General features: G+C 69.2%; 25 protein-coding genes and 1 pseudogene. 18 read left to right on the forward strand and 8 right to left on the reverse strand.

All coding sequences use genetic code 11. The features are described from left to right. Entirely contained in the window at positions 1-384 is a 384-nt protein-coding gene (locus LYSHEL_RS08380; RefSeq protein ID WP_244858483.1) for a helix-turn-helix transcriptional regulator, read from the reverse strand. A gap of 601 nt (positions 385-985) precedes the next feature. On the opposite strand from LYSHEL_RS08380, the gene groES reads away from it, so the two are divergent. After that, positions 986-1,273, forward strand: a complete 288-nt coding sequence (gene groES, locus LYSHEL_RS08385; RefSeq protein ID WP_213433443.1) for a co-chaperone GroES — start codon at positions 986-988, stop codon at positions 1,271-1,273. A gap of 56 nt (positions 1,274-1,329) precedes the next feature. After that, entirely contained in the window at positions 1,330-2,967 is a 1,638-nt protein-coding gene (gene groL, locus LYSHEL_RS08390) for a chaperonin GroEL (protein ID WP_213433445.1), read from the forward strand. A 135-nt stretch (positions 2,968-3,102) separates the two neighbouring features. Here the strand turns inward: groL and LYSHEL_RS08395 are convergent, their stop codons facing one another. Continuing rightward, entirely contained in the window at positions 3,103-4,200 is a 1,098-nt protein-coding gene (locus LYSHEL_RS08395) for a TIGR03118 family protein (RefSeq protein ID WP_213433447.1), read from the reverse strand. 216 nt (positions 4,201-4,416) lie between these two features. Here LYSHEL_RS08395 and LYSHEL_RS08400 point away from each other — a divergent pair, with 216 nt between their 5' ends. The 4 genes from LYSHEL_RS08400 to LYSHEL_RS08415 all read left to right on the forward strand — a co-directional run bounded on the left by LYSHEL_RS08400 (position 4,417) and on the right by LYSHEL_RS08415 (position 7,660). Continuing rightward, the gene (locus tag LYSHEL_RS08400) at positions 4,417-5,001 is read left to right on the forward strand and encodes an RNA polymerase sigma factor (RefSeq protein ID WP_213433449.1); all 585 of its coding nucleotides are present in this window, start codon (positions 4,417-4,419) and stop codon (positions 4,999-5,001) included. Then, positions 4,998-5,669, forward strand: coding sequence for a zf-HC2 domain-containing protein (locus LYSHEL_RS08405; RefSeq protein ID WP_213433451.1), 672 nt, complete (start codon positions 4,998-5,000; stop codon positions 5,667-5,669). Before LYSHEL_RS08400 ends, LYSHEL_RS08405 begins: the two co-directional genes overlap by 4 nt. Further along, positions 5,669-6,931, forward strand: coding sequence for a S8 family peptidase (locus LYSHEL_RS08410; RefSeq protein ID WP_213433453.1), 1,263 nt, complete (start codon positions 5,669-5,671; stop codon positions 6,929-6,931). Before LYSHEL_RS08405 ends, LYSHEL_RS08410 begins: the two co-directional genes overlap by 1 nt. Positions 6,932-7,018: 87 nt before the next feature. Next, on the forward strand, positions 7,019-7,660 hold the full coding sequence (locus tag LYSHEL_RS08415) for a TorF family putative porin (RefSeq protein ID WP_213433455.1): 642 nt from the start codon (positions 7,019-7,021) through the stop codon (positions 7,658-7,660). 155 nt (positions 7,661-7,815) lie between these two features. On the opposite strand, the gene LYSHEL_RS16105 is transcribed toward LYSHEL_RS08415, so the two are convergent. Then, positions 7,816-8,052, reverse strand: coding sequence for a hypothetical protein (locus LYSHEL_RS16105; protein WP_341868559.1), 237 nt, complete (start codon positions 8,050-8,052; stop codon positions 7,816-7,818). Between LYSHEL_RS16105 and LYSHEL_RS16110 the strand changes: the two are divergent. From LYSHEL_RS16110 to glnE, 3 genes and pseudogenes are all read left to right on the forward strand, one after another. Beyond that, positions 7,991-8,116, forward strand: a pseudogene (locus LYSHEL_RS16110) (FAD-dependent oxidoreductase); the annotation flags it as partial. The gene LYSHEL_RS16105 and the pseudogene LYSHEL_RS16110 sit on opposite strands and share 62 nt — an antisense overlap. Before the next feature lie 37 nt (positions 8,117-8,153). Beyond that, positions 8,154-9,344: a flavin monoamine oxidase family protein gene (locus LYSHEL_RS08420; RefSeq protein ID WP_244858485.1), complete on the forward strand. Its 1,191-nt coding sequence runs from the start codon at positions 8,154-8,156 to the stop codon at positions 9,342-9,344. A 149-nt stretch (positions 9,345-9,493) separates the two neighbouring features. Further along, positions 9,494-12,271 (forward strand): bifunctional [glutamate--ammonia ligase]-adenylyl-L-tyrosine phosphorylase/[glutamate--ammonia-ligase] adenylyltransferase, encoded by a 2,778-nt coding sequence (gene glnE / locus LYSHEL_RS08425; protein ID WP_213433457.1) that lies wholly within the window; start codon positions 9,494-9,496, stop codon positions 12,269-12,271. Here glnE and LYSHEL_RS08430 read toward each other — a convergent pair. Continuing rightward, positions 12,268-13,251: a mitochondrial fission ELM1 family protein gene (locus tag LYSHEL_RS08430; protein WP_213433459.1), complete on the reverse strand. Its 984-nt coding sequence runs from the start codon at positions 13,249-13,251 to the stop codon at positions 12,268-12,270. The two genes, glnE and LYSHEL_RS08430, sit on opposite strands and share 4 nt — an antisense overlap. Before the next feature lie 92 nt (positions 13,252-13,343). On the opposite strand from LYSHEL_RS08430, the gene LYSHEL_RS08435 reads away from it, so the two are divergent. The 7 genes from LYSHEL_RS08435 to LYSHEL_RS08465 are packed head-to-tail and all read left to right on the forward strand — an operon-like array spanning position 13,344 to position 18,760. Continuing rightward, positions 13,344-13,946 carry a malonic semialdehyde reductase gene (locus LYSHEL_RS08435; RefSeq protein WP_213433460.1) on the forward strand — a complete coding sequence of 201 codons (603 nt, stop codon included), beginning with the start codon at positions 13,344-13,346 and terminating at the stop codon, positions 13,944-13,946. Between the two features lie 23 nt (positions 13,947-13,969). Beyond that, entirely contained in the window at positions 13,970-14,563 is a 594-nt protein-coding gene (locus tag LYSHEL_RS08440) for a YceI family protein (RefSeq protein ID WP_213433462.1), read from the forward strand. Further along, positions 14,560-15,270: a pirin family protein gene (locus tag LYSHEL_RS08445; protein ID WP_213433464.1), complete on the forward strand. Its 711-nt coding sequence runs from the start codon at positions 14,560-14,562 to the stop codon at positions 15,268-15,270. Before LYSHEL_RS08440 ends, LYSHEL_RS08445 begins: the two co-directional genes overlap by 4 nt. A gap of 48 nt (positions 15,271-15,318) precedes the next feature. Continuing rightward, the gene (locus LYSHEL_RS08450; RefSeq protein WP_213433466.1) at positions 15,319-15,537 is read left to right on the forward strand and encodes a zinc-finger domain-containing protein; all 219 of its coding nucleotides are present in this window, start codon (positions 15,319-15,321) and stop codon (positions 15,535-15,537) included. A 16-nt stretch (positions 15,538-15,553) separates the two neighbouring features. Next, positions 15,554-16,672 (forward strand): glycosyltransferase, encoded by a 1,119-nt coding sequence (locus LYSHEL_RS08455; protein ID WP_213433468.1) that lies wholly within the window; start codon positions 15,554-15,556, stop codon positions 16,670-16,672. Then, positions 16,647-17,996 (forward strand): O-antigen ligase family protein, encoded by a 1,350-nt coding sequence (locus LYSHEL_RS08460; RefSeq protein WP_213437724.1) that lies wholly within the window; start codon positions 16,647-16,649, stop codon positions 17,994-17,996. The genes LYSHEL_RS08455 and LYSHEL_RS08460 overlap by 26 nt, the downstream gene beginning before the upstream one ends. Continuing rightward, positions 17,993-18,760: a glycosyltransferase family 2 protein gene (locus LYSHEL_RS08465; protein ID WP_213433470.1), complete on the forward strand. Its 768-nt coding sequence runs from the start codon at positions 17,993-17,995 to the stop codon at positions 18,758-18,760. The genes LYSHEL_RS08460 and LYSHEL_RS08465 overlap by 4 nt, the downstream gene beginning before the upstream one ends. Here the strand turns inward: LYSHEL_RS08465 and lpxL are convergent. Then, entirely contained in the window at positions 18,748-19,674 is a 927-nt protein-coding gene (gene lpxL / locus LYSHEL_RS08470) for an LpxL/LpxP family Kdo(2)-lipid IV(A) lauroyl/palmitoleoyl acyltransferase (RefSeq protein ID WP_213433471.1), read from the reverse strand. The two genes, LYSHEL_RS08465 and lpxL, sit on opposite strands and share 13 nt — an antisense overlap. Before the next feature lie 43 nt (positions 19,675-19,717). Between lpxL and waaA the strand changes: the two genes are divergently transcribed. After that, entirely contained in the window at positions 19,718-21,022 is a 1,305-nt protein-coding gene (gene waaA / locus LYSHEL_RS08475) for a lipid IV(A) 3-deoxy-D-manno-octulosonic acid transferase (protein ID WP_213433472.1), read from the forward strand. A 57-nt stretch (positions 21,023-21,079) separates the two neighbouring features. Here the strand turns inward: waaA and LYSHEL_RS08480 are convergent, their stop codons facing one another. The 3 genes from LYSHEL_RS08480 to LYSHEL_RS08490 form a co-directional block, all read right to left on the reverse strand. Next, complete coding sequence (locus LYSHEL_RS08480) at positions 21,080-22,480, reverse strand: TolC family outer membrane protein (protein ID WP_213433473.1); 1,401 nt, start codon at positions 22,478-22,480, stop codon at positions 21,080-21,082. Positions 22,481-22,519: 39 nt separating this feature from the next. Continuing rightward, a complete protein-coding gene (locus LYSHEL_RS08485; RefSeq protein ID WP_213433474.1) occupies positions 22,520-23,176 on the reverse strand; it encodes a protein-L-isoaspartate O-methyltransferase family protein in 657 nt (218 codons plus the stop codon). Between the two features lie 118 nt (positions 23,177-23,294). Beyond that, complete coding sequence (locus LYSHEL_RS08490; RefSeq protein WP_213433475.1) at positions 23,295-23,978, reverse strand: TetR/AcrR family transcriptional regulator; 684 nt, start codon at positions 23,976-23,978, stop codon at positions 23,295-23,297. A 143-nt stretch (positions 23,979-24,121) separates the two neighbouring features. Here LYSHEL_RS08490 and LYSHEL_RS08495 point away from each other — a divergent pair, with 143 nt between their 5' ends. Then, positions 24,122-25,243, forward strand: coding sequence for an efflux RND transporter periplasmic adaptor subunit (locus LYSHEL_RS08495; protein ID WP_407075181.1), 1,122 nt, complete (start codon positions 24,122-24,124; stop codon positions 25,241-25,243). Position 25,244: the final 1 nt, after the last annotated feature.

Below are 25,244 nucleotides of genomic sequence, written 5' to 3' on the forward strand. Positions count from 1 at the left end.
TCAGTCCAGCGTTTCGTAATACGCGTCGCTGGTCATCAGCGAACGCGTACGCGGGCGGCCGGTGCGCTGGCTCGCCAGTTCTTCCATCAGCTCGACCAGGGCGAGGCGCGCGCGCACTGGCGCTTCGCGGAAGGCCATGAGTAATCGCTGCTCGAGCGAATCGTCGACCAGCAGCGCGTCCACCGCCGACACCGAATCCAGCACCGTGTCCCGCGATGGCGCCATCTGCCCGCGTCCGGTGGCGAGCCATTCGAACTGCACGCCGGTCACCATCGCGATTTCGCGCAGGTGCTTGACGCTCGGGTTCTTGCCTTGCGGCGCTTCCCAATGGCTCACCGCGCTGCGTTGCACGCCCACGGCCTGCGCAAGCTGCGTCTGGGACATGGCGGCATGGCGGCGAGCCAGGCGGATGCGTTGTTGGGACGTCATTGGGTGGGTCGACAACTCTGTGCGATGTAACGGTGGAAGGAAGTTTCAGCGGCTGTGAAGGCGTTATCGGCACGTTAAACCCGGGAACAGTCGTGGGGATAGCGAAGAAGCCAACAATAGTCACCCCGTGAATGATAATGGCCGCATCCTGTCTACTTTTGGTAGCGGGCACGGTCACCACCGGGGCGGGCGCGAGGCGGGGCGCGGCTCTGGCTACCATCCGACAGCGCTTTTTGCCTGCCACCAGTCTTCACAACCTGCGACGGCGTCCGCAAGCTGCGCCCTCGTCGAACGGAATTTCGGCAGCAAGGGACTGGGAGCGGGGGAGCGGCGAAGGAACGCCAGCCACGGATCGGCACCCGTCACTCCGGGGGCGCGCACGGCATCGTGTGCGCCCTTTCTTTTTGCCTCTTGAAAGCACCAGGGGCTTTCCCCAACTCCCTCCCCGTCCCGGCGCGCCGGGCCTTTTCGTGTCGCGGTTTTGGCAGTCGGGTCCCCGGACTGCTAAGCTTCGCGCCCTTTCCCCAATCGACTCAACGACTTGCGAGGGTTGTCAATGAACATCAAGCCGCTCTACGACCGCGTTGTCATCAAGCGCATGGAAGAAGAAAAAATCTCCGCCGGCGGCATCGTCATCCCCGACTCCGCCACCGAAAAGCCGATCAAGGGCGAAGTCGTCGCCGTCGGCGACGGCAAGGTCCTCGACAACGGCTCCGTCCGCGCGCCGAAGGTCAAGGCCGGCGACAAGGTCCTGTTCGGCAAGTACAGCGGCACGGAAGTGAAGCTGGATGGCACCGAGTACCTGGTCGTGAAGGAAGACGACATCCTCGCCGTCCTCGGCTGAGCGTCGTTTCCGCACAACAAGCAATCACAAGAATTCTTCTACTGAGGTAATCCGCAATGGCTGCCAAGGAAATTCGTTTCGGTGAGGACGCGCGCGCCAAGATGGTGCGCGGCGTCAACGTGCTCGCCAATGCCGTCAAGGCCACCCTGGGCCCGAAGGGCCGCAACGTCGTGCTCGAGAAGAGCTACGGCGCCCCCACGATCACCAAGGACGGCGTGTCCGTCGCCAAGGAGATCGAGCTCGCCGACAAGTTCGAGAACATGGGCGCGCAGATGGTGAAGGAAGTCGCGTCCAAGACCTCCGACAACGCCGGTGACGGCACCACCACCGCCACCGTGCTCGCGCAGGCGCTGATCCGCGAAGGCATGAAGGCGGTCGCCGCCGGCATGAACCCCATGGACCTCAAGCGCGGCATCGACAAGGCCGTCGTGGCCGCCGTCGCCGAGCTGAAGAACATCAGCAAGCCCACGGCCGACGACAAGGCGATCGCGCAGGTCGGCACGATCTCCGCCAACTCCGACGAGTCGATCGGCAACATCATCGCCGACGCGATGAAGAAGGTCGGCAAGGAAGGCGTGATCACGGTTGAAGAAGGCTCGGGCCTGGAGAACGAGCTCGACGTCGTCGAAGGCATGCAGTTCGACCGCGGCTACCTCTCGCCGTACTTCATCAACAACCAGCAGTCGATGTCGGCCGAGCTGGATGATCCCTTCATCCTGCTGCACGACAAGAAGATCTCGAACGTCCGCGACCTGCTGCCCGTCCTCGAAGGCGTGGCCAAGGCCGGCAAGCCGTTGCTGATCGTCGCCGAGGAAGTCGAAGGCGAAGCGCTGGCCACCCTGGTGGTCAACACGATCCGCGGCATCGTCAAGGTCTGCGCCGTCAAGGCGCCGGGCTTCGGCGACCGTCGCAAGGCGATGCTGGAAGACATGGCCACCCTGACCGGCGGCACCGTGATCTCCGAAGAAGTCGGCCTCTCGCTCGAGAAGGCGACCATCAAGGACCTCGGCCGCGCGAAGAAGATCCAGGTCACCAAGGAAAACACCACGATCATCGACGGCGCCGGCGAGACCTCCGCCATCGAAAGCCGCATCAAGCAGATCAAGGCGCAGATCGAAGAGACCTCTTCGGACTACGACCGCGAGAAGCTGCAGGAGCGCGTCGCCAAGCTGGCCGGCGGCGTTGCGGTGATCAAGGTCGGTGCCTCGACCGAAATCGAAATGAAGGAAAAGAAGGCCCGCGTCGAAGACGCCCTGCACGCCACGCGCGCGGCGGTGGAAGAAGGCGTGGTCCCGGGCGGCGGCGTTGCGCTGATCCGTGCGCTGGCTTCGGTCGGCAAGATCACCGGTGCCAACGAAGACCAGAACCACGGCATCCAGATCGCCCTGCGCGCGATGGAATCGCCGCTGCGCGAGATCGTCACCAACGCCGGCGAAGAGCCGTCGGTCGTGCTCAACAAGGTCAAGGAAGGCTCGGGTAACTTCGGTTACAACGCGCAGACCGGCGAGTACGGCGACATGGTCGCGATGGGCATCCTGGACCCGACCAAGGTCACGCGCACCGCGCTGCAGAACGCCGCGTCGATCGCCGGCCTGATGATCACGACCGAAGCGATGGTCGCCGAGCTGCCGAAGAAGGACGAACCGGCGATGCCGGGCGGCGGCATGGGCGGCATGGGCGGCATGGATTTCTAAGAGCGCAAAGCGCATCCAGATCCAGGCAGTCCAGGTAACGCAGAAAGGCCCGCGCAAGCGGGCCTTTCTCGTTGTCCCCCTCCCCGCCCCGCGGGGAGGGCAGGGGAGGGGACGCTCCGATCGCCGTAACCTCACTCAAGGCGCATGCGTAAAGTCGATGCGCCCATACAACCCGTGCTCCTCGTCGTTCGGCCCCGACGCAAAGAACAACGTATCCACCGGCTGGTCGCTCAGCCCGTTGCCGAACTGCATGCCCCACAACCCGTCGACGTAGATCGACGAACCGTCGCGATGCCGCAGGTTGCCCAGCAACGTGCCCGACGACGCCCCGTACGCATTGATCTTCCCGTCGCCGAAATTCCCGACGAGCAGCGCGTTGTGGAACGTCCCGAACGCCGCCGGCGCGAGCGCGAGGCCCCACGGCGCATTGAGCGCACCGCGCGTGGCGATGCGTCGCGCGAACTTCCCGTTCGGCTTGAACACGCTCACGAAGCCGCACCCGGCGCAGCGCACTTCGTCGGACATCGTCGCGTCCTGCTTGGCATAGGTGACGTAGATGTCGCCGTTGATCGCCTGGATGCCGAACGGCGCATAGCCCTTCGGGATGCCCGGATCCTTGAACGCGCCGGTGGCCAGCGTCACCGGTTTGAAGTTGCTGTCGAACACATCCACGCGCGCGTGGAAGAAGTCGGTGGCGTAGATCAACTGCGTCAGGCCGTCGCCGCTCAACGCCAGGCCCTTGTAGTTCGTGCCGTCGGCCGAGTGGTTGATCATGCGGATCGCATGCGTGACATCCACCGCGGGCGACCAGGCGGCGATCACGCCCTGTTCGGTGGCGAACAGGAAGCGCGCGGGCCCGCTCAATGCCCCCTGCGTCACCACGAACGCATTCGAACCGTTGAACACGATGCCGGTGGGATTGCCGCCGGTCGTCATCGTGGGCGAAGGAATCGCGACGACGAGCGACTGCACGACCCCGTCGCCGTCGTACAGCGTGGACACCATCCCGTCGGCGGCGGACACCCACACGAAGCCGAACGGATTGAACGCAACCCCCCACCCGTTCACCAGGTTGGGATCGACGTGCGCGGCGGGGATGGTGCCGTCGGACACGAGGTTGCGGACCTTGTAGTAACCATCCACGGCCAGCGCGGAAGGCGCGGCCGCTGCAAGCACCAGGGCGAGGCCGACGGCGCATGCGGCGCGCCGGCGATGTCGGAAGAGCAGGGACATGGCAGGACTCCTGCGGAAGTGGGGGATTGGGAATGGCTGCGGCGCCGGGGCGTGGCCCGTGTTTCGCCGCGCGCATGCATCCCGTCGCGGCGCCGCTTGGTTCAACCCAACGACACCCTCACGCCCGCGCAACGCGCCGGGGCCTGCAATCGCCGCCGTCGATTGAACCGACCGACCCGCGCGCAGGCATGCACTGCGCATCCCGGAGGTCTGCCCATGCCGCGTCCCGTGCCCGAAGGCGAAACCCACCGCATCGCGATGGACGATGTCGACCTGCTCGGCCTCGTGGCGATGGAGGACATGCACGCGTTCGAAGCGCTCTATCGCGCCTACGCGCCGCGCCTGCGCCGCTTCCTGCGCGGCGTGCTGCGCCAGCACGCGCTGGTGGACGAAGTGCTCGACGACACGATGCTGGTCGCATGGCGCAAGGCGCACACGTTCGACGCGAGTTCGCAGGTGTCGACGTGGCTGTTCGCGATCGCGTACCGCCAGGCGATGAAGGCCGTGCGGCGCAGCGACATGCCGCTGCCCGATCCGCGCGACGAACCACGCGCGCCGAGCGACACCGAACCCGACGGCACGATGCAACGCCACCAGTTGCGCGCGCGCCTGGACGCGACGATCGCGCAACTCACGCCGGAACATCGCGCGGTGATCGAGCTGACCTACTTCCACGGGCATGGCTGCAAGGAGATCGCCGAGATCGTCGGGTGCCCCGTGGCCACGGTGAAGACGCGCATGTTCTACGCGCGCCGCCGCATGAAGACCTTGCTCGGCGATGCCGGGGCGGAGGCACTGTGAACGGTCGCGTGCTCTCCTTCGAAGGGCGCGGGCATCGCGCCATCGCCTTGCTGCTGCCGTGGTACGCCAACGGCACGTTGTCGCAGGACGAACACCTGCGCGTGCAAGCGCACCTCGCCGAATGCGCCGCATGCCGGCAGGACGTGGAGGCGATGCGCACGCTGATCGACGACGGTCCGGCGCACGTCGAGGCCCCCGATGTCGATCGCGACTGGCAGCGCCTGCGCGGTCGCCTGCATGCCACGCAACGCGCGCCGGTCTTGCGCGCTCGCTGGCCGCGCCTGCGCACGGCCTGGCGCGGGACCTTGCCGTGGACGCGCATCGCGTTGGGCGCGCAGGCGGCGATGCTAGTCCTGCTGGGCGTGTTCGCGTTCCGGCGGGAAACCGCGCCGGACGCGCCGTTCGCCTATCGCACGCTGTCCGCGCCCACGGTGGCGGCGAACAAGGCCGACCGCGTGCTGGTCGTCTTCGATTCGCGCCTGACGGAAGCGCAGTTGCGCGCATTGCTGGCGCAGGTGCACGGCCGCATCGTCGACGGCCCGAACGAAGCCGGCGCTTTCCTCATCGCGACCGACCCCGGCCAGTCGCAGAGCGTGCGTGATGCGTTGCGTGCTTCGCCCGGCGTGGAAATCGCCGAGCTGCTGGCGCCGGCGGAGACACGCGAGTGATGCGCGCGCTTGCCGCCTTGCTGCTCGGTCTCGCGTTCGCGCTGTGCAGCGTCGCGCGTGCGGGTCCACCCGACGTGGAAGCGCGGCAACTCCTCGTGATGCTGCGCGCGCCCGCCGTCCACGATCGTCCGGACACCGCGTACGCAGGCGATTACCGGAACGCGCCGGGCCACGCCGCGCGCGCCCGCATCGCGCAACGCCTCGCCACCGCGCATGGCCTCACGATGCGTACCGACTGGCCGATGCCGGCGCTCGGTCTGGATTGCTTCGTGCTCGAAGCGCCGGATGCCGCGTCCGTGGCCGCGGCCGTCGCGGCACTCGCGCAGGACCCGCGGGTGGAATCGGTGCAGGCGATGCAACGCTTCGAAGTGCTGGGTGCGAAGGCGCCCGGTGATCCACTCTCGCCCGCGCAACCGGTGATCGCCCAATGGCGCCTGCAGGAACTGCATGCGTTCACGACGGGCAAGGGCGTGTCGGTTGCCGTGATCGATACGGGCGTCGCTTCGACGCATCCCGATCTGAAGGGCCAGGTCGTCGTGTCCCGGGATTTCATCAACGACAAGCCCACGAACACCATCGCGGAAGCGCACGGCACCGAAGTCGCCGGCCTCATCGCCGCCCGCGCCGACAATCGCCTCGGCATCGCAGGCGTGGCACCCGGCGCGCGCCTGTATGCGTTGCGCGCCTGTCGCGAAGACGGACCGCGGGGCGTGGCGCACTGCAGCAGCTTCACGCTCGCCAAGGCGTTGCAGTTCTCGATCGAGCAGCGCGTGCGCGTCCTCAACCTCAGCCTGTCGGGGCCGCCCGACGTGTTGCTCGCGCGCCTGATCGACGTGGCGCTGCGCAACGGCGCCAACGTGGTCGCGGCGGTGGATGCGCGCGCGGCCGACGGCGGGTTTCCTGCTTCCCATCGGGATGTGCTGGCGGTCGCTGGCGATGCGCGACAGGAGGTCGCCTTCGCCGCCGTCGTGGCCCCGGCCACCGCGCTGCCGACGACGACGGCGGACGGCGGCTGGGGCCTCGTCGACGGCGCATCGTTCGCCGCGGCCCAGGTCAGCGGCCTGGTGGCGCTGCTGCGCCAGCGTGCGCCCCGCGCCGGCAGCGCCTTCCTGCGTGACGCGGTCGCACCGCCGGCTGCGCTAGGCTCCGGGCCGGCGCGTCCCCACCCGGTCGACGCCTGTGCCGCCGTCGCGCGCGCGCAACGCGCCTGCGCCTGCGGTTGCGGGTCCCGTGCGATCGCGGAGGAGTCGTCGCGCCACTGAGAGCGCGCGGTGCGACATGGCACCACTGCAACTCCACGCCCGGTTGGCGCGCGCTGCGCTGCGCTGGGGATCTGCGCGTGCCTGTTCGTGTTCGTCGCGCCTGCCTGGGCGCAGGTGTCGGGCAGCGTCGGCGTGGTGTCGGACTATCGCTATCGCGGGTACTCGCTCAGCGACGACAGGCCGGCGGTGCAGGGCGACATCGAGTGGAACGCGAACGGCGGCTTCTACGCAGGCCTGTTCGCGTCCACCGTGCGCCCGGCATACCAGTCCAGCGGCGCGTTGTGGATCCCGTATGCAGGCTTCGCGAAGCGTGACGGGCACGGGCGCAGCTGGGATGTCGGCATCCGCTGGTCGCATTTCGATTCGGCGTCGGCGTACGACTATCCGGAAGTGCACGTGGGCGTGGCGTTCCGCCGCGTGACGATCCGCGCGCACTACGCGCAGGACTACTTCGGCGATGCACCGGGCGTGTACGTCGAAGTCGATGGCGGCGTGCCGTTCGCCGAACGCTGGCAGTTGCTGCTGCACGCGGGCGCGGCGCACGACGTGGAGACCGGTGGCGCAGGCACGCGTTTCGACGTGCGCGCCGGTGTGTCGCTGGCCACGCGCGTGTGCGATGTCTCGCTGTCCTGGCAGGGCACGCGCGGGGAAACCGAGTATCCGTACTACCCGCCGTGGGATCCCTACGATCGCGGCGGCTGGGTGCTGGGCTGCGTGCACCGCTGGTGAACTGTCCCGCGCGGGGCGCGTCTTGCGTTGCCTTGGGCATCGACGCCGCGCACGCGAAGGATCCGCATGGGACGCACCCCGTTGTTCACGCTGCTGCAGCGCGCCGCCCGCATCGCGCGCGCCACGGCCCGCAGCGATGCACCCTTCGACGCGTTCTACGATCGCGGCCGCGCCATGCGCGTGGATCCCGCACGACGCCGCTTGTTGCAGGGCGCGGCGGCGGGGCTCGCGTTGACGGCCTGCGCCCCCGCGACGCAGCTCGCGCGCGATTCGGGTTCGCCCGTCGTGATCGTGGGCGCGGGCATCGCGGGGCTCACCGCGGCGTGGCGCCTGCGCCAGGCGGGCGTGCCGGTGCGCGTGTACGAAGCGCAGTCGCGCGTCGGCGGACGCATGTTCAGCCTGCGCGATCATTTCGGGCCGGGACAGGTGATCGAGCTCGGCGGCGAACTGATCGACAGCGGGCACGTGCGCATCCGCGCGCTGGCCAAGGAAAATGGGGCTCGAGCTCGACGACCTGTTGGCGCACGACACCGACATCGACACCTGGTGGTTCGACGGCCGCCGCATCAGCGAACGCGAGATCGTTGCGGCCTTCGTCCCCGTTGCGGCGGCGATCGTGCGCGATGTCGCGTCGCTCGGCGACGGCGCGCTCGACTACACCGATGCCAACCCCGCGTTCCGGGCGCTCGATGCGATGAACATCGCACAGTGGCTCGATCGGGAACACGTGTCCGGCTGGCTGCGCAAGCTGATCGCGGTGGCCTACACCACCGAAATGGGGCTGGAGATCGACCGGCAGTCCGCGTTGAACCTGCTCACCTTCATCGGCACCGACGATCCCGATGTGTTCCGCGTGTTCGGCGCCAGCGACGAACGCTTCCACGTGCGCGGCGGCAACGACCGAATCCCGCACGCCGTTGCGGACAGACTCGACGACGCGATCGAACCCGGTGCGGTGCTCGAAGCGATCCGCGCGCGCGGCGACGATCTCGTGCTGACGTTCCGCCGCAACGGCGCGACGCAGGACGTGCACGCCGCGCAGGCGATCCTCGCATTGCCGTTCACGCTGCTGCGCAAGGTCGCCATCGACGTGCCGATGCCTGCGCACAAGCGCAACGCCATCGACCGCCTGCCGTACGGCACCAACGCGAAGCTGATGATCGGGTACGACCGCCGCGTGTGGCGCGCGCAGGGGGCCAACGGTGCGTCGATGAGCGACCTGTCCTACCAGACGACGTGGGACACCACGCGCGAACAACCCGGCGCGCAGGGCGTGCTGACCAACTTCACCGGCGGTGCGCACGGCGTGGCGCTCGGGCAGGGCACGCCGCGCATGCAGGCCGATGCGGCGACCGCGGACCTGGATCGCGTGTTCCCCGGCCTGGCCGCGGCCCGCACCCAACCGCGCGAAGCACGCTTCCACTGGCCCAGCCATCCGTGGACCCTCGGCAGCTATGCGTGCTTCGGGCCGGGCGACTGGTCGGCCCTGCGCGGCGCGGTCGGGGAGTCCGTTGGTCGGCTATTTTTTGCCGGTGAGCACTGCGCACTGGAGACGCAAGGCTTCATGGAGGGCGGTTGCGAGTCGGGCGAGCTCGCCGCGGAGGCCGTGCAACGGGCACGCGGAATGCGTGTTGGCGCGGGGATTTATCGCATTCACGAACGACGATTCGGCACCCTTGAATGAGCCTTTCTGTACTGCCCGGTATCGTTTTGCAGTGCAGCGTGCAAACCCAATAACGATTCCTTCACGATCGCCCCGCATCCCGACGTGGGGGAGGGAGCAGGCCCGCAACCGGTTCGTCCGGGGCGGGCTTTTTATTTGCCGATGCCATCATGGGCGCGATGACGGACCCCACCGACACCCACGTCGCACGCCAGCTCGATCGCCTGCGCGCGATCGCCTCCGACGATTGGACCCCTGCGCTCGCGGAGCGCCTGGCCGCATTGGCCCTGGCGAGCGACTTCGCGATCGACACGCTCGTGCGCCTGCCGGCGCTGCTCGACTCGTTCGCGCGCGATGACGCGTTCGGAACGCCGCCCGAGCTCGGGCCGGATGCGCGGACCGACTGGCAATCCCGCCTGCGCCGCTATCGCACCGCCGAATCCGCGCGCCTGGTCTGGCGCGACGTGTCGGGCCTGGACGACGTGGACGCCACGCTCGCCGGCAGCACGCAACTCGCCGACCGCTGCCTGCGCCTCGGCCTGTCGGCGCTCGAAGGCGAATTCGCCCAACGCTACGGCCAGGTGCGCGCGGCAGATGGCAGCGTGCAGCGCCTGGTGGTGTTCGGCCTCGGCAAGCTGGGCGGTGGCGAACTGAATTTCTCGTCCGACGTCGACCTCGTCTACGCGTATCCGCAGGAAGGCGACAGCGACGGCGCGCGTTCGCTCGCGGCCGAGGATTACTTCGCGCGCCTGGGGCAGCAACTGGCGAAGCTGCTCGACGAAGCGACGGCGGAGGGCTTCTCGCATCGCGTCGACCTGCGCCTGCGTCCGTTCGGCAACGCGGGCCGCGTGGCCTTGCCGTTCGCCGCGATGGAGTCGTACTTCCAGCGCGAAGGACGCGACTGGGAACGCTATGCGTGGCAGAAGGCGCGGCCCGTTGCGGGCGATGCAGATGCGGGACTGCGCTTCCTCGATGCGTTGCGGCCGTTCGTCTATCGGCGATATCTCGATTACGGCGCGCTGGATGGCTTGCGCGAAATGAAGGCTGCGATCGCCGCGGAAGTCGCGCGCAAGGAACTGGCCGACGACATCAAGCGCGGTCCCGGTGGCATTCGCGAAATCGAATTCCTCGTCCAGGCGCTGCAGTTGATCCGCGGCGGTCGCGAACCGACGTTGCGCGAACGACGCTTGCTGCCAGCGCTTGCGGCGTTGGTGGAAGCGGGCCACGTCGCACCCGCCGCTGGCGAGGCGCTCGCGGAGGCGTATCGCTTCCTGCGTCGATTGGAAAACCGCCTGCAGATGTTGCGCGATGCGCAGACGCACGCGCTGCCGGAAAGCCAGGTCGATCGCGCCCGCATCGCACGTGGCCTCGGGTACGACGATTGGGACGCCTTGCGCGCCGCGCTTGATGTGCAGCGGACGCGGGTTTCGACCGAGTTCGAAGCGTTGCTCGCGCCACGCGGCCGTTCCGCGGCGCCGAGCGACCTCGCGACGTACTGGCGCGCGTTGCCCGATGCAGGTGAAGCGCAGGCCTTGTCCGATGCCGGCTTCGGCGACATCGAAACGCTGGACGGCAGCCTGCGCGACTTCGCGCGCGCGCCCGGCGTGCGCACGTTGTCCGACGCCACGCGGGCGCGCCTGGATCGCGTGCTGCCTGCGTTGCTCACCTCGGCGGCGCGTTCCTCGCAACCGGATGCCGCGCTGCGCCGCTTGCTGCCGCTGTTGCATACGTTGCTGCGGCGCGCGAGCTACCTCGCGCTCCTCGACGAACAACCGGCGGCCCTCGCGCGCCTGGTCGACGTCGTGGCCGGCAGTGCCTTGCTCGCCGAACGCATCGCCGCGCATCCGCTCCTGCTCGACGAATTGCTGGACCGCCGCAGCGCCGGCGCGTTGCCCGATCGTGCTTCGCTGATCGAAGCGTGCGACGAAACCCTGCACGACGACGACGCGGAAGCCGCGTTGATGGCGCTCAACGAAGTGCGCCAGGCGCTGAGCTTCCGCATCGCGCTGGCGACGCTGGATGCGCGCCAGACCGCGTACGAAAGCGCGCGCCAGCTGGCCTGGCTCGCCGACGGCGTGATCGATGCAGTCCTCGTGCTCGCGCAGCGGGAAGTCGAACGTCCGCATGGCCGCGTGCCCGGAGCGCGCTTCGCCGTGCTCGGTTACGGCAGCCTCGGCGGCGAGGAGCTTGGCTTCGGGTCCGACCTCGACCTCGTGTTCCTGTACGACGCCGCACCCGACGCACAATCCGACGGCGCGCGTCCGCTGGATGCCACGCGCTGGTTCGCACGCCTCGCGCAGAAGATCGTTGCGCTGCTGGGCACCGTCACCGGCGCCGGCCGTCTGTACGACGTGGATGTGCGCCTGCGTCCCGATGGGGCGAAGGGCTTGCTGGTCTCGAGCCTCGCCAGCTTCTCCGACTACCAGCGCGAACGCGCGTGGACGTGGGAGCACCAGGCGCTGGTGCGCGCACGGGGGGTCGCGGGCGAGCCTTCGTTGCTCAAGGATTTCGAACGCGTGCGTGCCGAAACGCTGGGCCGTGCACGCGACCCGGACACGCTGCGCACCGACGTCGTGCAGATGCGCCAGCGCATGCGCGCAGAACTGGATCGCGGCGACGCGGCGCGCTTCGACCTCAAGCAGGGCGAAGGCGGGCTGGTGGACCTGGAGTTCCTGCTGCAATGGTGCGTGCTCGCGCGTTCGGCGACGCAGCCGCAATGGCTCGGTCCGCGCGACACGCCCGGCCTGCTGCGCCTGGCCTGCGCGGACGACGTGCTCGATCGCGCCGCATGCGACGCCCTCGGCGCGGCACACGTCACGTTGCTGGAGGCCGGCTTGCGCTGCACGCTCGATCGTCGTCCGCGCATCACCGCCGAAACCGATGCGATCGCGCAGGCGCGCGCCGCGATCCGCGCGGCCACGCACGCGGCGGGCCTCGCGTTCGACTAGCGCAACTGGAGGCGGGCGAGGACTTCGGCCGCGACGCGACCGGTTTCGCGCAGCGGTTCGATGGCGTCGTCGGGCAGGTCGTATTCCGCCAGGGTGCGCACGCGCCCGCGTGCCTGCAAGGCCGCATGGAACTGCTGCAGGCGTCCGCGCACGCGTTCGCCCCCGAGCACGTACACCGGCACGCGGGTGGCGCACGCTTCGCTCAGCATGTTGACCGAATCGGCCGTGCACACGATGCGGTCGGCCCAGGCGAGCAGGCCGGCGTACGGATTCTCGCTGTCGTCGAGGCTCGCGTGCGCGGGCGCGAACCAGCGCAGGCCGGGGATGTCGCGCGATTGCGCACGCAACGCATCGCACCACGCGGGCGGCGTGCGGCGCGACGTGGTGGCGAGCAACGTGCCGCCGTCGCGCCGGATCACGTCGGCGAGGCGATGCAGGTCGCGTGCGAGCACCGGGCCGTCGTAGCCCGGCACATAGTCGCTTTCGCCACCGACCAGCAACGCGACGCGCGGTTGCGCGAGCGGCGAGAGGATCGAGAACGCGGCATGCGCGTCGGCGAGCCACGCATCGTCGACGGGATTGAGGCTGCCGACGAGCGTGACGATGTTGTCGCCCTGCAAGGCATCGTGTTCGGGTGCGACCACGACATCCCAGTGCGTGGTGGGCATGCGCGGGTCGAGGATCTGCACGACGCGCGATCCGCGCGCGCGCAATTGCCGGGTGGCCAGCGCCGCTTGCCGGCCGCAGCCGATCGCCAGCGCCGGCGGCGACGCGAGGGCGTGCGCGAAGTCGCGGCCGTACGCCATCGCGCTGCCCGGCGCCATGCGCGGGGCGATCCAGCGCCACGGCCGGTGCGGGACCAGCGCCAGGTGCGGTGCATCGTCGAAGCCCATGGCCGCCGCGAGCGCCCGCGCCTGCCGCACGTTGCCGGCGCGGTTGTCGGTGATCAGCAGGCACGTTTCGGTGGCGGGGCGTTCCATCCGTGCGGAGGTCCGTTGCGGCTGCGGTCTCGGCCGCTTGACGCGCGACACTCTACACTGCGCGCCTTCGCCCGGATTGCAACCGCAGCCCCATGACAGATTCGTTCAAGCCCACGCTGCCCGACGCATCGCTGGACCAGCTCTTCCGCCAGGCTCGCACCTACAACCGGTTCACCGGTGAGGTCGACGACGCCACGCTGCACGCCCTCTACGACTTGCTGAAGTGGGGCCCCACCACGTCCAACAGCTGCCCCGCGCGTTTCGTGTTCGTGCGCTCGGCCGAAGCGAAGGCCAAGCTCGGCCCTGCGCTGGACGAAGGCAACTACAAGAAAACGATGGCCGCGCCGTGCACGGCGATCGTCGCGTACGACATGGCGTTCTACGAAAAGGTGCCGGTGCTGTTCCCGCACACGGATGCGCGCGGCTGGTTCGATACCAAGCCCGAGCCCGACCTGCGCACGATCGGCCTGCGCAACGGCAGCCTGCAGGGCGCGTACCTGCTGCTTGCCGCGCGTGCGCTCGGCCTGGATTGCGGGCCGATGTCGGGCTTCGACAACGCGAAGGTCGATGCCGCGTTCTTCCCGGGCACGTCCTGGCGTTCCAACTTCCTCGTCAACCTGGGCAAGGGCGACCCCGCGTCGATCTTCCCGCGTTCGCCGCGGCTGGGCTTCGACGAAGCCTGCCGCATCGATTGATCCCCACCACAGGACTGAACCGCATGATGATCCGCACGCGCATTGCCCTTGCCTCGCTGCTGCTGGTGGCCGGTTTCGCACAGGCCAAGCAAGCCACGTACAAGCTCGATCCCAACCACACGATGGTCGTGGCCTCGTGGGATCACTTCGGCTACTCGCATCCCGTGGCCAACTTCCTCAACGTGGACGGCACGCTGGTGTACGACGCCGACAACGTGGCCAACTCCAGCGTCACCGTGACGCTGCCGCTGTCGGGCCTGGACGCGATGGTGCCCAAGCTCACCGCGCACCTGCAGAGCCCGGATTTCTTCGACATGGCGAAGTACCCGACCGCCACGTTCAAGAGCACCAAGGTGGAATCGCTGGGCGGCAACAAGCTCAAGGTCACCGGTGACCTGACCATCCGCGACAAGACCAACCCGGTCGTGCTCGAAGTCACGCTCAACAAGGCCGGCGAGAGCCGCGGCCAGCCGAAGATCGGCTTCGATGCGACGGGCACGATCCAGCGCAGCGCGTTCGGCGTGGACGCCATGCTGCCGAACATCGCCGATGCCGTGCAGCTGCGCATCACCACCGAAGCGTCGGTGCCGAAGCCCGAGGGCGCGGAGGCCAAGTGATCGTCCAACGTGCTTCGAGTGCGCGCGGTGACGTGTCCGCCGGTTGGCTGAAGAGCCAGCACACGTTTTCGTTCGGGCACTACTACGACCCCGAATGGATGGGCTTCGGCCCGCTGCGCGTGATCAACGAGGATCGCGTGGCGCCGCGCGGCGGCTTCCCGCCGCATCGCCACGCGAACATGGAAATCCTCAGCTACGTGTTGTCCGGTGCGCTCGCGCACCGCGACGACACCGGCAGCGAGGGCGTGCTGCGCCCGGGCGAGCTGCAGTGGATGAGCGCGGGGCACGGCATCGAACACAGCGAGTTCAATGCGTCCGAATCCGAGCCGGTGCATTTCCTGCAGATCTGGATCCAGCCGGACCGGCTCAACGCCGCGCCGGGCTATGAACAGCGCGCGTTCGACCCGGAAGCCCGGCGCGGACGCTGGGCCACGCTGGCCTCGCCCGATGGCGCGGACGGCAGCCTGGCGATCCGGCAGCAGGCGTTCCTGCGCGGGGTGCGGCTGGGCGATGGCGAATCGGTGGACCTCGTGCTCGATCCCGCGCGCCGCTACTGGCTGCACGTGGCGCAGGGCGGCGCGGTGCTCGATGGCCGCGCGCTGTCGGCCGGCGATGCGCTGGGCCTGGTGGACGAGGGCGGCACGCGATCGTTGTCGGGCCGCGGTGCGGAAATCGCCGACGTCCTGCTCTTCGACCTGCCGGCCTGACGGCGGCTGCTAAACTCGCGGCCCGCGCATCGCCGAACCCCCGTGCCCATGGCCCCGCAGTCGCCCAGCAATCCCCAGCCCACCGCCACCGCGCCCGCCAACGCGCAGCAACGCTACGACGTGCGCCGGGCCGATCTGCCGCTCAGCTGCCCGCTGCCGTCGATGGCGCTGTGGAATTCGCATCCGCGCGTGTACCTGCCGATCGAAGCCGACGGGAGCGAATGCCAGTGCCCCTACTGCGGTTCGCACTTCGTGCTGATCGACTGACCAGCCGCACGCGACCGTGACGCGGCCGCTCACCATCGTCCAAGTGCTTCCCGCCCTCGAATCGGGCGGGGTCGAACGTTCCACCCTCGAGATCGCCGACGCCCTCGTGCGCGCGGGCCATCGCGCGCTGGTCGTGTCGGCGGGCGGACGGCTCGTGCCGCGGCTGGAAGCGCTCGGCGCCGAACACATCACGCTCGACATCGGGCGCAAGTCGCTCTTCACGTTGCAGCACGTGCCGCCGTTGCGTCGCCTGTTCGAACGCCGCGGTGCCGACATCGTGCACGCGCGTTCGCGGATGCCGGCGTGGATCGCGTGGCGCGCGCTGCAAGGCATGCGAGCCGCGCGACCGCGTTTCGTCACGACGATGCACGGGCTCAATTCGCCGTCGCCTTACAGCGCGATCATGGCGCGCGGCGAACGCGTGATCTGCGTGTCGGAGACGGTGCGCGCGTACTTGCTTGCGCACTATCCGAAGACCGATCCGGCGCGCCTGCGCGTGATCCCGCGCGGCATCGATCCGCAGGCCTTCCCGCGCATGCCTGCGCCCGATCGCGAAGCACGCGCGCGCGCCGCCGCGCTGCATCCCGCGCTCGGGGGTGAAGGTCCGTTGCTCCTGTTGCCCGGGCGCGGCACGCGGTTGAAAGGCCACGTCGACGCCCTCGACCTGCTGCATGCGCTGCGCCGCGACGGCGTGGATGCGCGCCTGTGGTTGCCGGGCAGTCGCGAACATGGACGCGATCGTTACCTGTCCGAACTGCAAGCGCACGCCACCGTGCTCGGCATCGACGCGGCCGTCGCGTTCGCGCCGCCCACCGATGCGATCGCCGATGCCTACGCGGCGAGCGACCTCGTGCTGCAGGTCTCGCGCAAGCCCGAAGCCTTCGGCCGCACGGTGCTCGAAGCGCTCAGCGTCGGCCGGCCCGTCGTCGGCTGGGACCACGGCGGCGTCGGCGAACTGTTGCGCGCCTGGCAACCCGCGGGCGCGGTGCCCCCGTTCGACGGCGACGCCCTGGTGCGGGCCGCGCGCGAAACATTGGCGCATCCGCCGACGCCTCCGGTTACGATGCCGCACACCTTGCGCGCCATGCAGGATCAGACGCTTGCGGTCTATGCAGAACTCGTCGACCACCGCTGACACACACGCCCCCGGCCCGCCGGCCGGCTGGCGCTGGGCGCCCGCCTGGGTGCTCGCCTTCGTCGCGTTGTGGCCCGCGCCCGGCTATGCCGAAGGCGTGATGTCGCTCGGTGCGATCGCGGCGATCGTGGTCCTGCTGGCCTCGCGTTTCCGCGGCGGCGCCGCGTTGCTCTCCGGTCCGGCGTGGGCGCTCACGAGCGTGTTGTTCTTCGCCTACTGGTTGCCCGAGGCGTTCTCGTCGATCGATGCGGTGGATCGCGCCCTCGCGTTGCGTGAATCCGCGTTCGACCTGCGCTACCTGCCGTTCCTGTGGCTCGTCGCCTCGGCGGTGGCGGATGCGCGCGGACGCCGCATCACGTTCGGCGGGCTCGCCATCATCGTCGCCATCTGGACGATCGACGCCGTGCTGCAGGCCGTCTCTGGCACGAGTCCGCTGTTCTTCGGCATCGACACCATCAAGCACGCGATCAGCGGGCACGGCATGTGCACCGATGCGGAAGCGCTGGCGGTGGATCGCCTGAGCGGCATCCTCGGGCCGTGCAACCTCAAGTTCGGACAGATGCTGGCGAGCATGTCGCCCTTCGCGCTGTATGCGGCCGCGCGTCGCTGGGGCGTGCCGGGGTGGTGCGTCGCCTCGGCGGTGGTCGGCGCGATCGTGTTGCTCGGTGGTGCGCGCGCGGCGTGGATTTCGTATGCGCTGGTGCTGCTGTGGTCGGGTTGGCGCCTGTTGGGTTGGAAGCGACTGCTCGCGGTGTTCGCGTTCGGCGCGATCGCGCTCGCGGCGCTCGGCTTGTTCGTGCCGCAGGTGGAAACGCGCTTGCAGCGCACGACGCAGCTGCTGGCCGCCGATGCGGGCGGCGTGGACAACGCCTTGTCCGGCCGCGGCCGCATCTGGTCCGCGGCGATGTGCATGTATCGCACGCACCCCATCAACGGCGTGGGGGCGCGCGGCTTCCGCGATGCGTTCAACGGCTGCGATGCAGAGGCGGGCAAGCTCGCGGCCTGGGGTGAAGGACCGGCATTGCACGCGCACCACTGGGTACTGGAAGTCGCCAGCGAAACCGGCACGATCGGCCTGGTGTTGTGGCTGGCCGGCATCGCGCTGGGATGGCGCGCGTGGCGCTATGCGAGCGAAACGGCGCGCGATCGCGCACGGCCGGCGATGCTCGCGCTCGTCGTCACGTTGTTCCCGTTCAACACGCACCTGGCGTTCTATTCGACGTTCTGGGGCGGGCTGGCGCTGATGCTGGCCGCGCTGTACGCGGGCAGCCTGCTGTCGCGCGACCCCGAACCCGCGGCGGCCCCCGCGGCTGCGGCTGCATGAGCACGCGGGCGCCGATCAGCGGCGTCGTCACCACGTTCGACAACGCGGCGACGCTGGAAGCGTGCCTGGCGAGCCTGGCGTTCTGCGACGAACGCGTGGTGCTCGATTCCGGCTCCACCGATGCGACGCGCGACATCGCCGAACGCTACGGCGCGCGCGTCTCCGTGCGCCCGTTCGAAGGCTATGGCCCGCAGAAACAACACGCGATCGACCTGGCCACGCACGATTGGGTGTTGCTGCTCGACGCGGACGAATCGCTGACCGACGCAGGCCGCGCGATGATCGAACGCACGCTGCAGGCGCCGCGCGCGGACGGCTATCGCCTGCCGCGCCAGGAATGGTTGTTCTGGCGCTGGTCGCACGCCGGCGCGCGGGCGAACTGGCAGTTGCGCCTGTTCCGCAAGTCGCGCGCGCGCATGAATACCGTGCCGGTGCACGCCGCGCCGACGCTCGACACGGGCGCGCCGCAGGACCTGGACGCCCCGTTCCGCCATTACGGCGAACCGCACCTGGCCGATCGCGTCGAGAAGGTGAACCGCTATTCCAGCGGCATGGTGGTGAACAAGCGCCGCAAGCCGATCCGCGGACTCGGGTTGCGCATCGTGCTGCAGCCCTACGTCGCCTTCCTCAAGCTGTACATCGGCAAGCGGTATTTCCTCAACGGCTGGGCGGGCTTCTTCGCCGCGCGCACGCATGCGTTCTACACCTTCCTCAAGTACGCGAAGGTGCTGGAAGCGCAACGCGAACGCGATCAATCGCCGTAGGGCGAAGTGCCATCCGGCTGCCGCTTGAAGCGGCGATGGATCCACAGGTACTGGTCGGGCGCGACGCGCGCCATTGCTTCGATCGCCGCCATCACCGCGGCGGTATCCGCGACCGCGTCCTTCGACGGAATGCTTTCCAGTCCCGGCACGAGCCGCAACGTGTAACCGCCATCGGCGCGTCGCGCGTGCTGGAACGCCACGACCAACGCCCCCGACAGGCGCGCGAGCTGGTGCGTCGACGACAGGCTGTTCGCAGGCCGGCCGAAGAAGGGCACGTATACGCTTTCGCCGCGGCTCGGGTCCTGGTCCGGCGCGTACCACAGCACGCCGCCCTGCTTGAGGTGTTTCACCGCAGGGCGCAATTCCTGCTTGGTGAACATCGCGGCGGCGTAGCGCAGGCGGCCGCGCTTGACGGCCCATTCCATCGCCGGCTCGGCGTGTGGGCGATACATGCCGGCGAGCGGCACGTGGTCGCACATCAGGCGGCCGCAGATTTCCAGCGTGGTGAAGTGGCCCGACACGACGATGATGCCGCGGCCGCTCGCACGCGCGGCCGCGATCAGGTCGAGGCCTTCGACGACCAGGCCGTGGCGCATCGGATCCACCGAGCCCCACCACGCGCGCGCGAATTCGAACAGGCCGATGCCGAGCGCGGCGAAGTGTTCGCGCAACAGCGCTTCGCGCGCGGCGGCGTCGAGTTCGGGGAAACATAGTTCAAGGTTCCGCGCAGCGATGCGGCGGCGCGCGGGCATCGCGACGCGGAGCAAGGCACCGAGGCCGCGGCCGAGCGCGCGCTGCAACGACCAGGGCAGGCGCGCGAGCGCGGCCATCGCACCGATGCCCAGCCACGTCGGCCAATGGCGCGAGCCCAGGGGCGGGCGATCGTGGTCCGTCGGGGCAGGCGCGGGCGTCATCGTCGCGATTCTACGGGGGTCCGCTGACAGGTATCCTCCCGTGATGCGGACGGACCCCTTCGAGCGCGTGCTGCGCGGCCTGTATTCGGCCGCGCTGTACCTGCTCCTTCCCATCACGGTGTACCACTTGATCTGGCGCGGCTTCCGCCAGGCCGAATACTTCCGCCGCTGGCCGGAGCGCTACGGGATGTACGGCAGCCCGGTCGACGACGATGCGCCGCGCGAAACGCTGTGGGTGCACGCGGTCTCGGTGGGCGAAGTGAATGCCGCCGCACCGCTGGTGAACGCGCTGCGCCGGTTGCACCCGGACCTGCCGTTGCTGGTCACCACGATCACGCCCACCGGCTCGGCGCGCGTGCGCGCGCTGTGGGGCGAGGACGTGCAGCACGTGTATCTGCCGTACGACCTGCCGGGCGCGGTGCGCCGCTTCTTCACGCATTTCCGCCCGCGCGCGGGCCTGGTGCTCGAAACCGAGTTGTGGCCCAACCTGCTGTTCGGCGCGCGCGAGCAAGGCGTGCCGACCTACATCCTCAATGCGCGGTTGTCGGAACGTTCGCTGCGCGGCTATCGCCTGCTCGCGCCGCTGGTGGGACGCGCGTTGCGCACGGTGCGGCGCGTGGGCGCGCAGTCGAAGGCGGATGCGGAACGCTTCGTGCAACTCGGCGCGCGCGAAGAGCAGGTGCAGGATCTCGGCAACCTCAAGTTCGATACGCCGGTGCCGGACAACCTCGCGGCCTTCGTCGCGCAGTTCCGCGAACGCCTGGGCACGCGCAATGCGTGGATCGCGGCGAGCACGCACGATGGCGAAGAAGCCGCGGTCGTCGCGATGCACCGCGCGCTGCGCGCGACGCACCCGGAGTTGTTGCTGGTGTGGGCGCCGCGGCATCCCGAACGGTTCCGCGCGGCGGTGGACCACGCGCATGCGGCGGGCTGGCGCGTCGCGACGCGGCGGCTCACGCGCTGGCCGGGCGCGGACGACGATGTGTTCGTCGTCGATACGCTCGGGGAATTGATGGCGTTCTATGCGTGCGCGCAGGTGGCTTTCGTCGGCGGAAGCCTGCAGCCGATCGGCGGGCACAACCTGCTGGAGCCGGCGGCGGTGGGCACCGCGATGGTGACCGGGCCGCACCTGCACAACTTCACGGAGATCGCGCATCGGCTCGAACAGGCGGGCGCCGTGCGGATCGTGCCGGATGCGGGTGCAGCGACCGTCGCGATCGGTGAATTGCTGGACGACGAAGCGGCGCGCGCGCGGATGGTGGCGGCGGGCTATCGGCTGGTCGAAGAAGGGCGCGGTGCGCTGGCGCGGACGTTGGGGTTGATTGCGCCGGTGTTGCCGGCGGGGTGAAGCGTCCTTACCCCAACCCCTCTCCCTGGCGGGAGAGGGGCTCGAAGCAAAAGCGGGTTACTGCGCGCCGTTGGTCGGTGCGATCGCCGCGATGTCGACCGTCAGCAGGCGATTGATGTCCTGCACGTCATCGACGTCGAGCGTGCCGGCGGCCTGCTCGAGGTTGAGGCGGCTCTGCAGGAAGTTGTAGCGCGACAGCGCGTAGGCCTGCTGCGCCTGGAACAGGTTGCGCTGGTTGATCAGCACGTCGAGCACGGTGCGCGTGCCCACTTCCAGGCCGACCTGCGAGGCTTCGTACGCGGCGCGGGCCGAGACCAGCGCGAGGCGGCGTGCTTCGACTTCGCTCACGCCCGCCACGACCACCTGGTAGGCATTGCGCGTGTTGCGCTCGAGCGCGCGGCGCTGCTGTTCCAGTTCGTCCTGGCGCACGTCGCGCGTGTACAGCGCCTGGCGCACGCCGGACTGCGTCGCGCCGCCGGCGAAGATCGGCACGCGCAAGGTCAGGCCGAGGCTGCGCGAGTCGTTGCGGTTCTCGAAATCGGTGGTGAGGTTGGTCAGCGTGTCGGACGAGGAACCATCCGTGCGGCTGCTGCCGTAATTGCCCGACAGGTACAGCGTGGGGTAGTGGCCCGCGCGCGCCGTGCTGATGTCTTCCTCGGCCGACTTGACCTGGTATTCCTTGGCCTTCAGTGCGGGATTGTTGTCCATTGCCATCTGCACCCACTGGTCGGCGCCGGTGGAGGCGGGCAGCTGCGGCTGGAAGTCTTCCGGCAGGCCCTTCACGCGTTCGATCGGCTTGCCGGTGATTTCGGCGAGCGCCTGGTAGGCGTCTTCGACCTGGTTGCGCACGGTGATCGTGTTGGCGCGCGCCGAGTCGTACTGCGCGCGCGCTTCGTGCACGTCGGTGATGGGCGCCAGGCCCACTTCCAGGCGCTTGCTGGCGAAGTCGAACTGCTTCTTCAGCGCGGTTTCCGAGGCTTCCGCCGCGGCCAGGGTCTCGACCTGCACGAGTACGTTGAAGTACGCGGCCGAGGTGCGCGTGACGAGCGAGTCGCCCGCCGATTCCACCTGGTAGTCGCTGGCTTCGCTGAGCAGGTTGGCGCTGCGCAGGCGCGTGATGTTGCTGTGGTCGTAGACCATCTGCGACAGGTTCACGCCGTACTGCTTGTTGGTGTTGTCGTTGGTGCCTTCGCTCGGCACGATCGCGCTGCCGAACGCCTGCGAACCGGAACTGTCGTTCTTGGTGCGGGTGATCGAGGCGCTGCCGTTCAACTGCGGGAGCAGCGCGGCGCGTGCCTGCACCGAGCCTTCCTTGGTGACGAGGCGGCTGGATTCGGCGGCGGAGAACTGCGGGTCGCCGGCGCGTGCCAGCTCGTAGGTCTGCAGCAGGTCTTCGGCGTGCGCCGCCATGGGCGCGATGGCGAAGGCGAGGGCCAGGACGAGGGGACGGCGGCTCATGCAGGTTCCTTCCGGATTCAAATGGGGACGAGGGGGAGTTTAGAAATCGAACTTGGCGACGGGCGCAGCGCCCGCCAGGTAATTCAGGTCGGTCTCGAACAACGATTCGATACCGGGACCGTTGACATCGTTGCGCACCAGCACCGCTTCCATCGCGGGTGCGACGCCGCGCACGACGAACAGGCGGCCGCCGGGGCGGAGCCATTGCAGGAAACGCGGCGGGATCGCCTCGACGGCGCCGGTGACGCAGATCGCGTCGTAGCGGCGGTCGGTGTCCCACGAGAACGCATCGGCGGCCTCGATCCGGACGTTGCCGCCCAGGCCCATGGTGTCCAGGCGCGCGCGGGCGGCGTCGGCGAATTCGGCGTGCAGCTCGATGCTGTGCACTTCGCGCGCGAGGCGGCCGAGGCATGCCGTGAGGAATCCGCTGCCCGTGCCGATCTCCAGCACGTCTTCCCCGGCCTGCACGTCGAGCGCCTGCAGCACGCGGCCTTCGACGACGGGCTTCATCATCGATTCGCCGTGGCCGAGCGGGAGCGCGGCATCGGCATAGGCCAGCGCGCGATGCGCGGACGGCACGAACGCATCGCGCGGCACCATCACCAACGCATCGAGCACGCGCGCATCGAGGACGTCCCACGGGCGAACCTGTTGTTCGACCATGGTCTCGCGGGCTTTGGCGTAATCGATCGTCATGATTGGGGTCTCGCGCGGAAAACCGGGAATTCTACGCCCAGGCGGGTCGCGTTCCGGAGGGACAGCATCGCTGTGGTAGCACACCCGTACTGAGTGCCGGAAGTCAGGGCGACCATCGTCAGCGCCCCGTGCCGTAGCCGCGGAGGAACAGATCCACGGCGGCTTCGAGCTGGGCTTCCACCTCGTGCGCGCGGACTTCCGTGCAGCAACCGAAGACCAGTTGCGCATGCAGTTCGCCCTTGGCCAGGCACAGGAACTGCGAGGCGGCGCGCGCCACGTCGTCGATGGCCAGCTCGCCGGTGGCGACATGGTGTTGCAGCACCACCGCCACGGCGTCCTGGATGCGTTGCGGGCCGGCTTCCCAGAACAGGCGCGGCATCGGCGTATCCAGGACCTGCGGGGTGCACAGGGTGCGGTGGCCCGCGAGCGCTTCGGGGCCGCAGATCATCCCGAAGAAGGCGCGCGCGATCTGCAGCAGGCCTTCGCGCAGGGGTGCGGCGTCGGCGGCGGCGAACAGGGAATCGGGCAACTGCTGTTCGCAGTGCGCCTGCACGGCCGCGGCGAACAGCGCTTCCTTGTCGCCGAAGTGGCTGTAGACGGTGAGCTTGGAGACGCCGGCCTCGGCCGCGATCTGGTCCATCGACACGCCCGTGAAGCCCAGCGTGGTGAACAAGCGCTTGGCCGTTTCGAGGATCGCCGCGCGCTTGCCGAGGTCCTTGGGCCGGCCCGGACCCGTGGGCCGCGGCTTTGTCGCGGCTTCGGCAGGGGTAACGGCTGGCGTTGGCGCGGAACGATCTGGCATGGCGGCGGACTATAAAGGAAATACTGGACTGCGGGGTTTGCTATTTCTTACTCTACCGGCCGGTCCACTAATTGCCGTCGAGAGAGTCCCCCATGGAGACGCAGCGCAGGATGCCGCAGGCCCCCCCCACGGATCGCCTATTTTTGCGCCGCGCGCGCCATGCGGGGGTCGTCGCGGTGCTGGTCCTGCTGGCCGCGTGCGGGAAGGACGAGGCGGCCACCGAGGTCCCGCGCCCGGTCCTCGTGGTCCATCCGGGGCATGACGCCGCGCCGTCGCTGTCGGCCTTCGCCGGCGAAGTGCGGGCACGCGAAGAAAGCACCTTGTCGTTCCGCGTGGGCGGGCAACTGGTGAAGCGCTTCGTCGATGCGGGCGACAGCGTGCGTCGCGGGCAGGTCCTCGCCGAACTCGATCCGGGCGACCTGCGCTTGCAGGTGCAATCGGCGCAGGCGCAACTGGCCGCGGCCAATGCCGAACTCGCGCGCACGGCCTCCGATCGCAAGCGCTACGCCACGCTCGCCGACCAGCAACTCGTCAGCCGCTCCACGCTGGATGCACAGAACGCCGCCTATGCCGCCGCCGAAGGGCAGGCGCGTGCAGCGCGCGCGCAACTCGACGTGGCGCGCAACCAGGCCGACTACACGCAACTGCGCGCGCCGCGCGACGGCGTGATCGCGACGCGCAGCGCGGAAGCGGGGCAGACGGTGACGTCGGGCCAGGTTGTCTACACGCTGGCGGGCGATGCGGGGCGCGAAGTCGCGATCGCGTTGCCGGAATCGCGCATCCGCGATTTCGCGGTCGGCCAACCCGTGCTCGTCGAATTGTGGAGCGCGCCGGGCGAACGCTTGCCGGGCCGCATCCGCGAGATTTCCGCCGCCGCCGATCCGCAGGCGCGCACGTATGCCGCGCGCATCGCGCTCGATGCCGCTGCGGCGAAGGCCGTCGACCTCGGGCAGAGCGCGCGCGTCTACGTGCCCGGTGCAGCGAAGGCCGGGGACTCGACGTTGCGCCTGCCGTTGTCGGCCTTGCAGCGCGGCGCGAACGGCACGGCTTCGGTCTGGGTGGTGAAGCCCGACACGCACACGCTGGCGCTGGTGCCCGTGCGCGCGGGTGCGTACGGCGAAGACACGGTGCCGGTGCTGTCGGGCGTGCGCGCAACCGATTGGGTCGTCGCCGCGGGAGGACACCTGTTGCGCGAAGGGCAGAAGGTCGCGCCCGTCGACCGCGACAACCGCCCCGTCGCGCTCGCGCCTGCCGCGGCCCGCTGAC

The organism is Lysobacter helvus (assembly GCF_018406645.1).
In the GTDB taxonomy this organism is placed as follows: Bacteria; Pseudomonadota; Gammaproteobacteria; order Xanthomonadales; family Xanthomonadaceae; genus Noviluteimonas; species Noviluteimonas caseinilytica.

Coding starts and splice junctions, on each gene's coding strand:
- LYSHEL_RS08435 (WP_213433460.1), top strand. CDS start 13,344: ATGACAGATTCGTTCAAGCCCACGCTGCCCGACGCATCGCTGGACCAG.
- LYSHEL_RS08380 (WP_244858483.1), bottom strand. CDS start 384: ATGTCCCAGACGCAGCTTGCGCAGGCCGTGGGCGTGCAACGCAGCGCG.
- LYSHEL_RS08400 (WP_213433449.1), top strand. CDS start 4,417: ATGCCGCGTCCCGTGCCCGAAGGCGAAACCCACCGCATCGCGATGGAC.
- LYSHEL_RS08460 (WP_213437724.1), top strand. CDS start 16,647: ATGCAGAACTCGTCGACCACCGCTGACACACACGCCCCCGGCCCGCCG.
- LYSHEL_RS08410 (WP_213433453.1), top strand. CDS start 5,669: ATGCGCGCGCTTGCCGCCTTGCTGCTCGGTCTCGCGTTCGCGCTGTGC.
- LYSHEL_RS08395 (WP_213433447.1), bottom strand. CDS start 4,200: ATGTCCCTGCTCTTCCGACATCGCCGGCGCGCCGCATGCGCCGTCGGC.
- LYSHEL_RS08480 (WP_213433473.1), bottom strand. CDS start 22,480: ATGAGCCGCCGTCCCCTCGTCCTGGCCCTCGCCTTCGCCATCGCGCCC.
- LYSHEL_RS08485 (WP_213433474.1), bottom strand. CDS start 23,176: ATGACGATCGATTACGCCAAAGCCCGCGAGACCATGGTCGAACAACAG.
- glnE (WP_213433457.1), top strand. CDS start 9,494: ATGGGCGCGATGACGGACCCCACCGACACCCACGTCGCACGCCAGCTC.
- LYSHEL_RS08420 (WP_244858485.1), top strand. CDS start 8,154: ATGGGGCTCGAGCTCGACGACCTGTTGGCGCACGACACCGACATCGAC.
- LYSHEL_RS08440 (WP_213433462.1), top strand. CDS start 13,970: ATGATGATCCGCACGCGCATTGCCCTTGCCTCGCTGCTGCTGGTGGCC.
- lpxL (WP_213433471.1), bottom strand. CDS start 19,674: ATGACGCCCGCGCCTGCCCCGACGGACCACGATCGCCCGCCCCTGGGC.
- LYSHEL_RS08490 (WP_213433475.1), bottom strand. CDS start 23,978: ATGCCAGATCGTTCCGCGCCAACGCCAGCCGTTACCCCTGCCGAAGCC.
- LYSHEL_RS08465 (WP_213433470.1), top strand. CDS start 17,993: ATGAGCACGCGGGCGCCGATCAGCGGCGTCGTCACCACGTTCGACAAC.
- LYSHEL_RS08430 (WP_213433459.1), bottom strand. CDS start 13,251: ATGGAACGCCCCGCCACCGAAACGTGCCTGCTGATCACCGACAACCGC.
- groES (WP_213433443.1), top strand. CDS start 986: ATGAACATCAAGCCGCTCTACGACCGCGTTGTCATCAAGCGCATGGAA.
- waaA (WP_213433472.1), top strand. CDS start 19,718: ATGCGGACGGACCCCTTCGAGCGCGTGCTGCGCGGCCTGTATTCGGCC.
- LYSHEL_RS08450 (WP_213433466.1), top strand. CDS start 15,319: ATGGCCCCGCAGTCGCCCAGCAATCCCCAGCCCACCGCCACCGCGCCC.
- groL (WP_213433445.1), top strand. CDS start 1,330: ATGGCTGCCAAGGAAATTCGTTTCGGTGAGGACGCGCGCGCCAAGATG.
- LYSHEL_RS16105 (WP_341868559.1), bottom strand. CDS start 8,052: ATGCGTCCGCCGACGCGCGACTGCGCTTCGTACACGCGCACCGGCACG.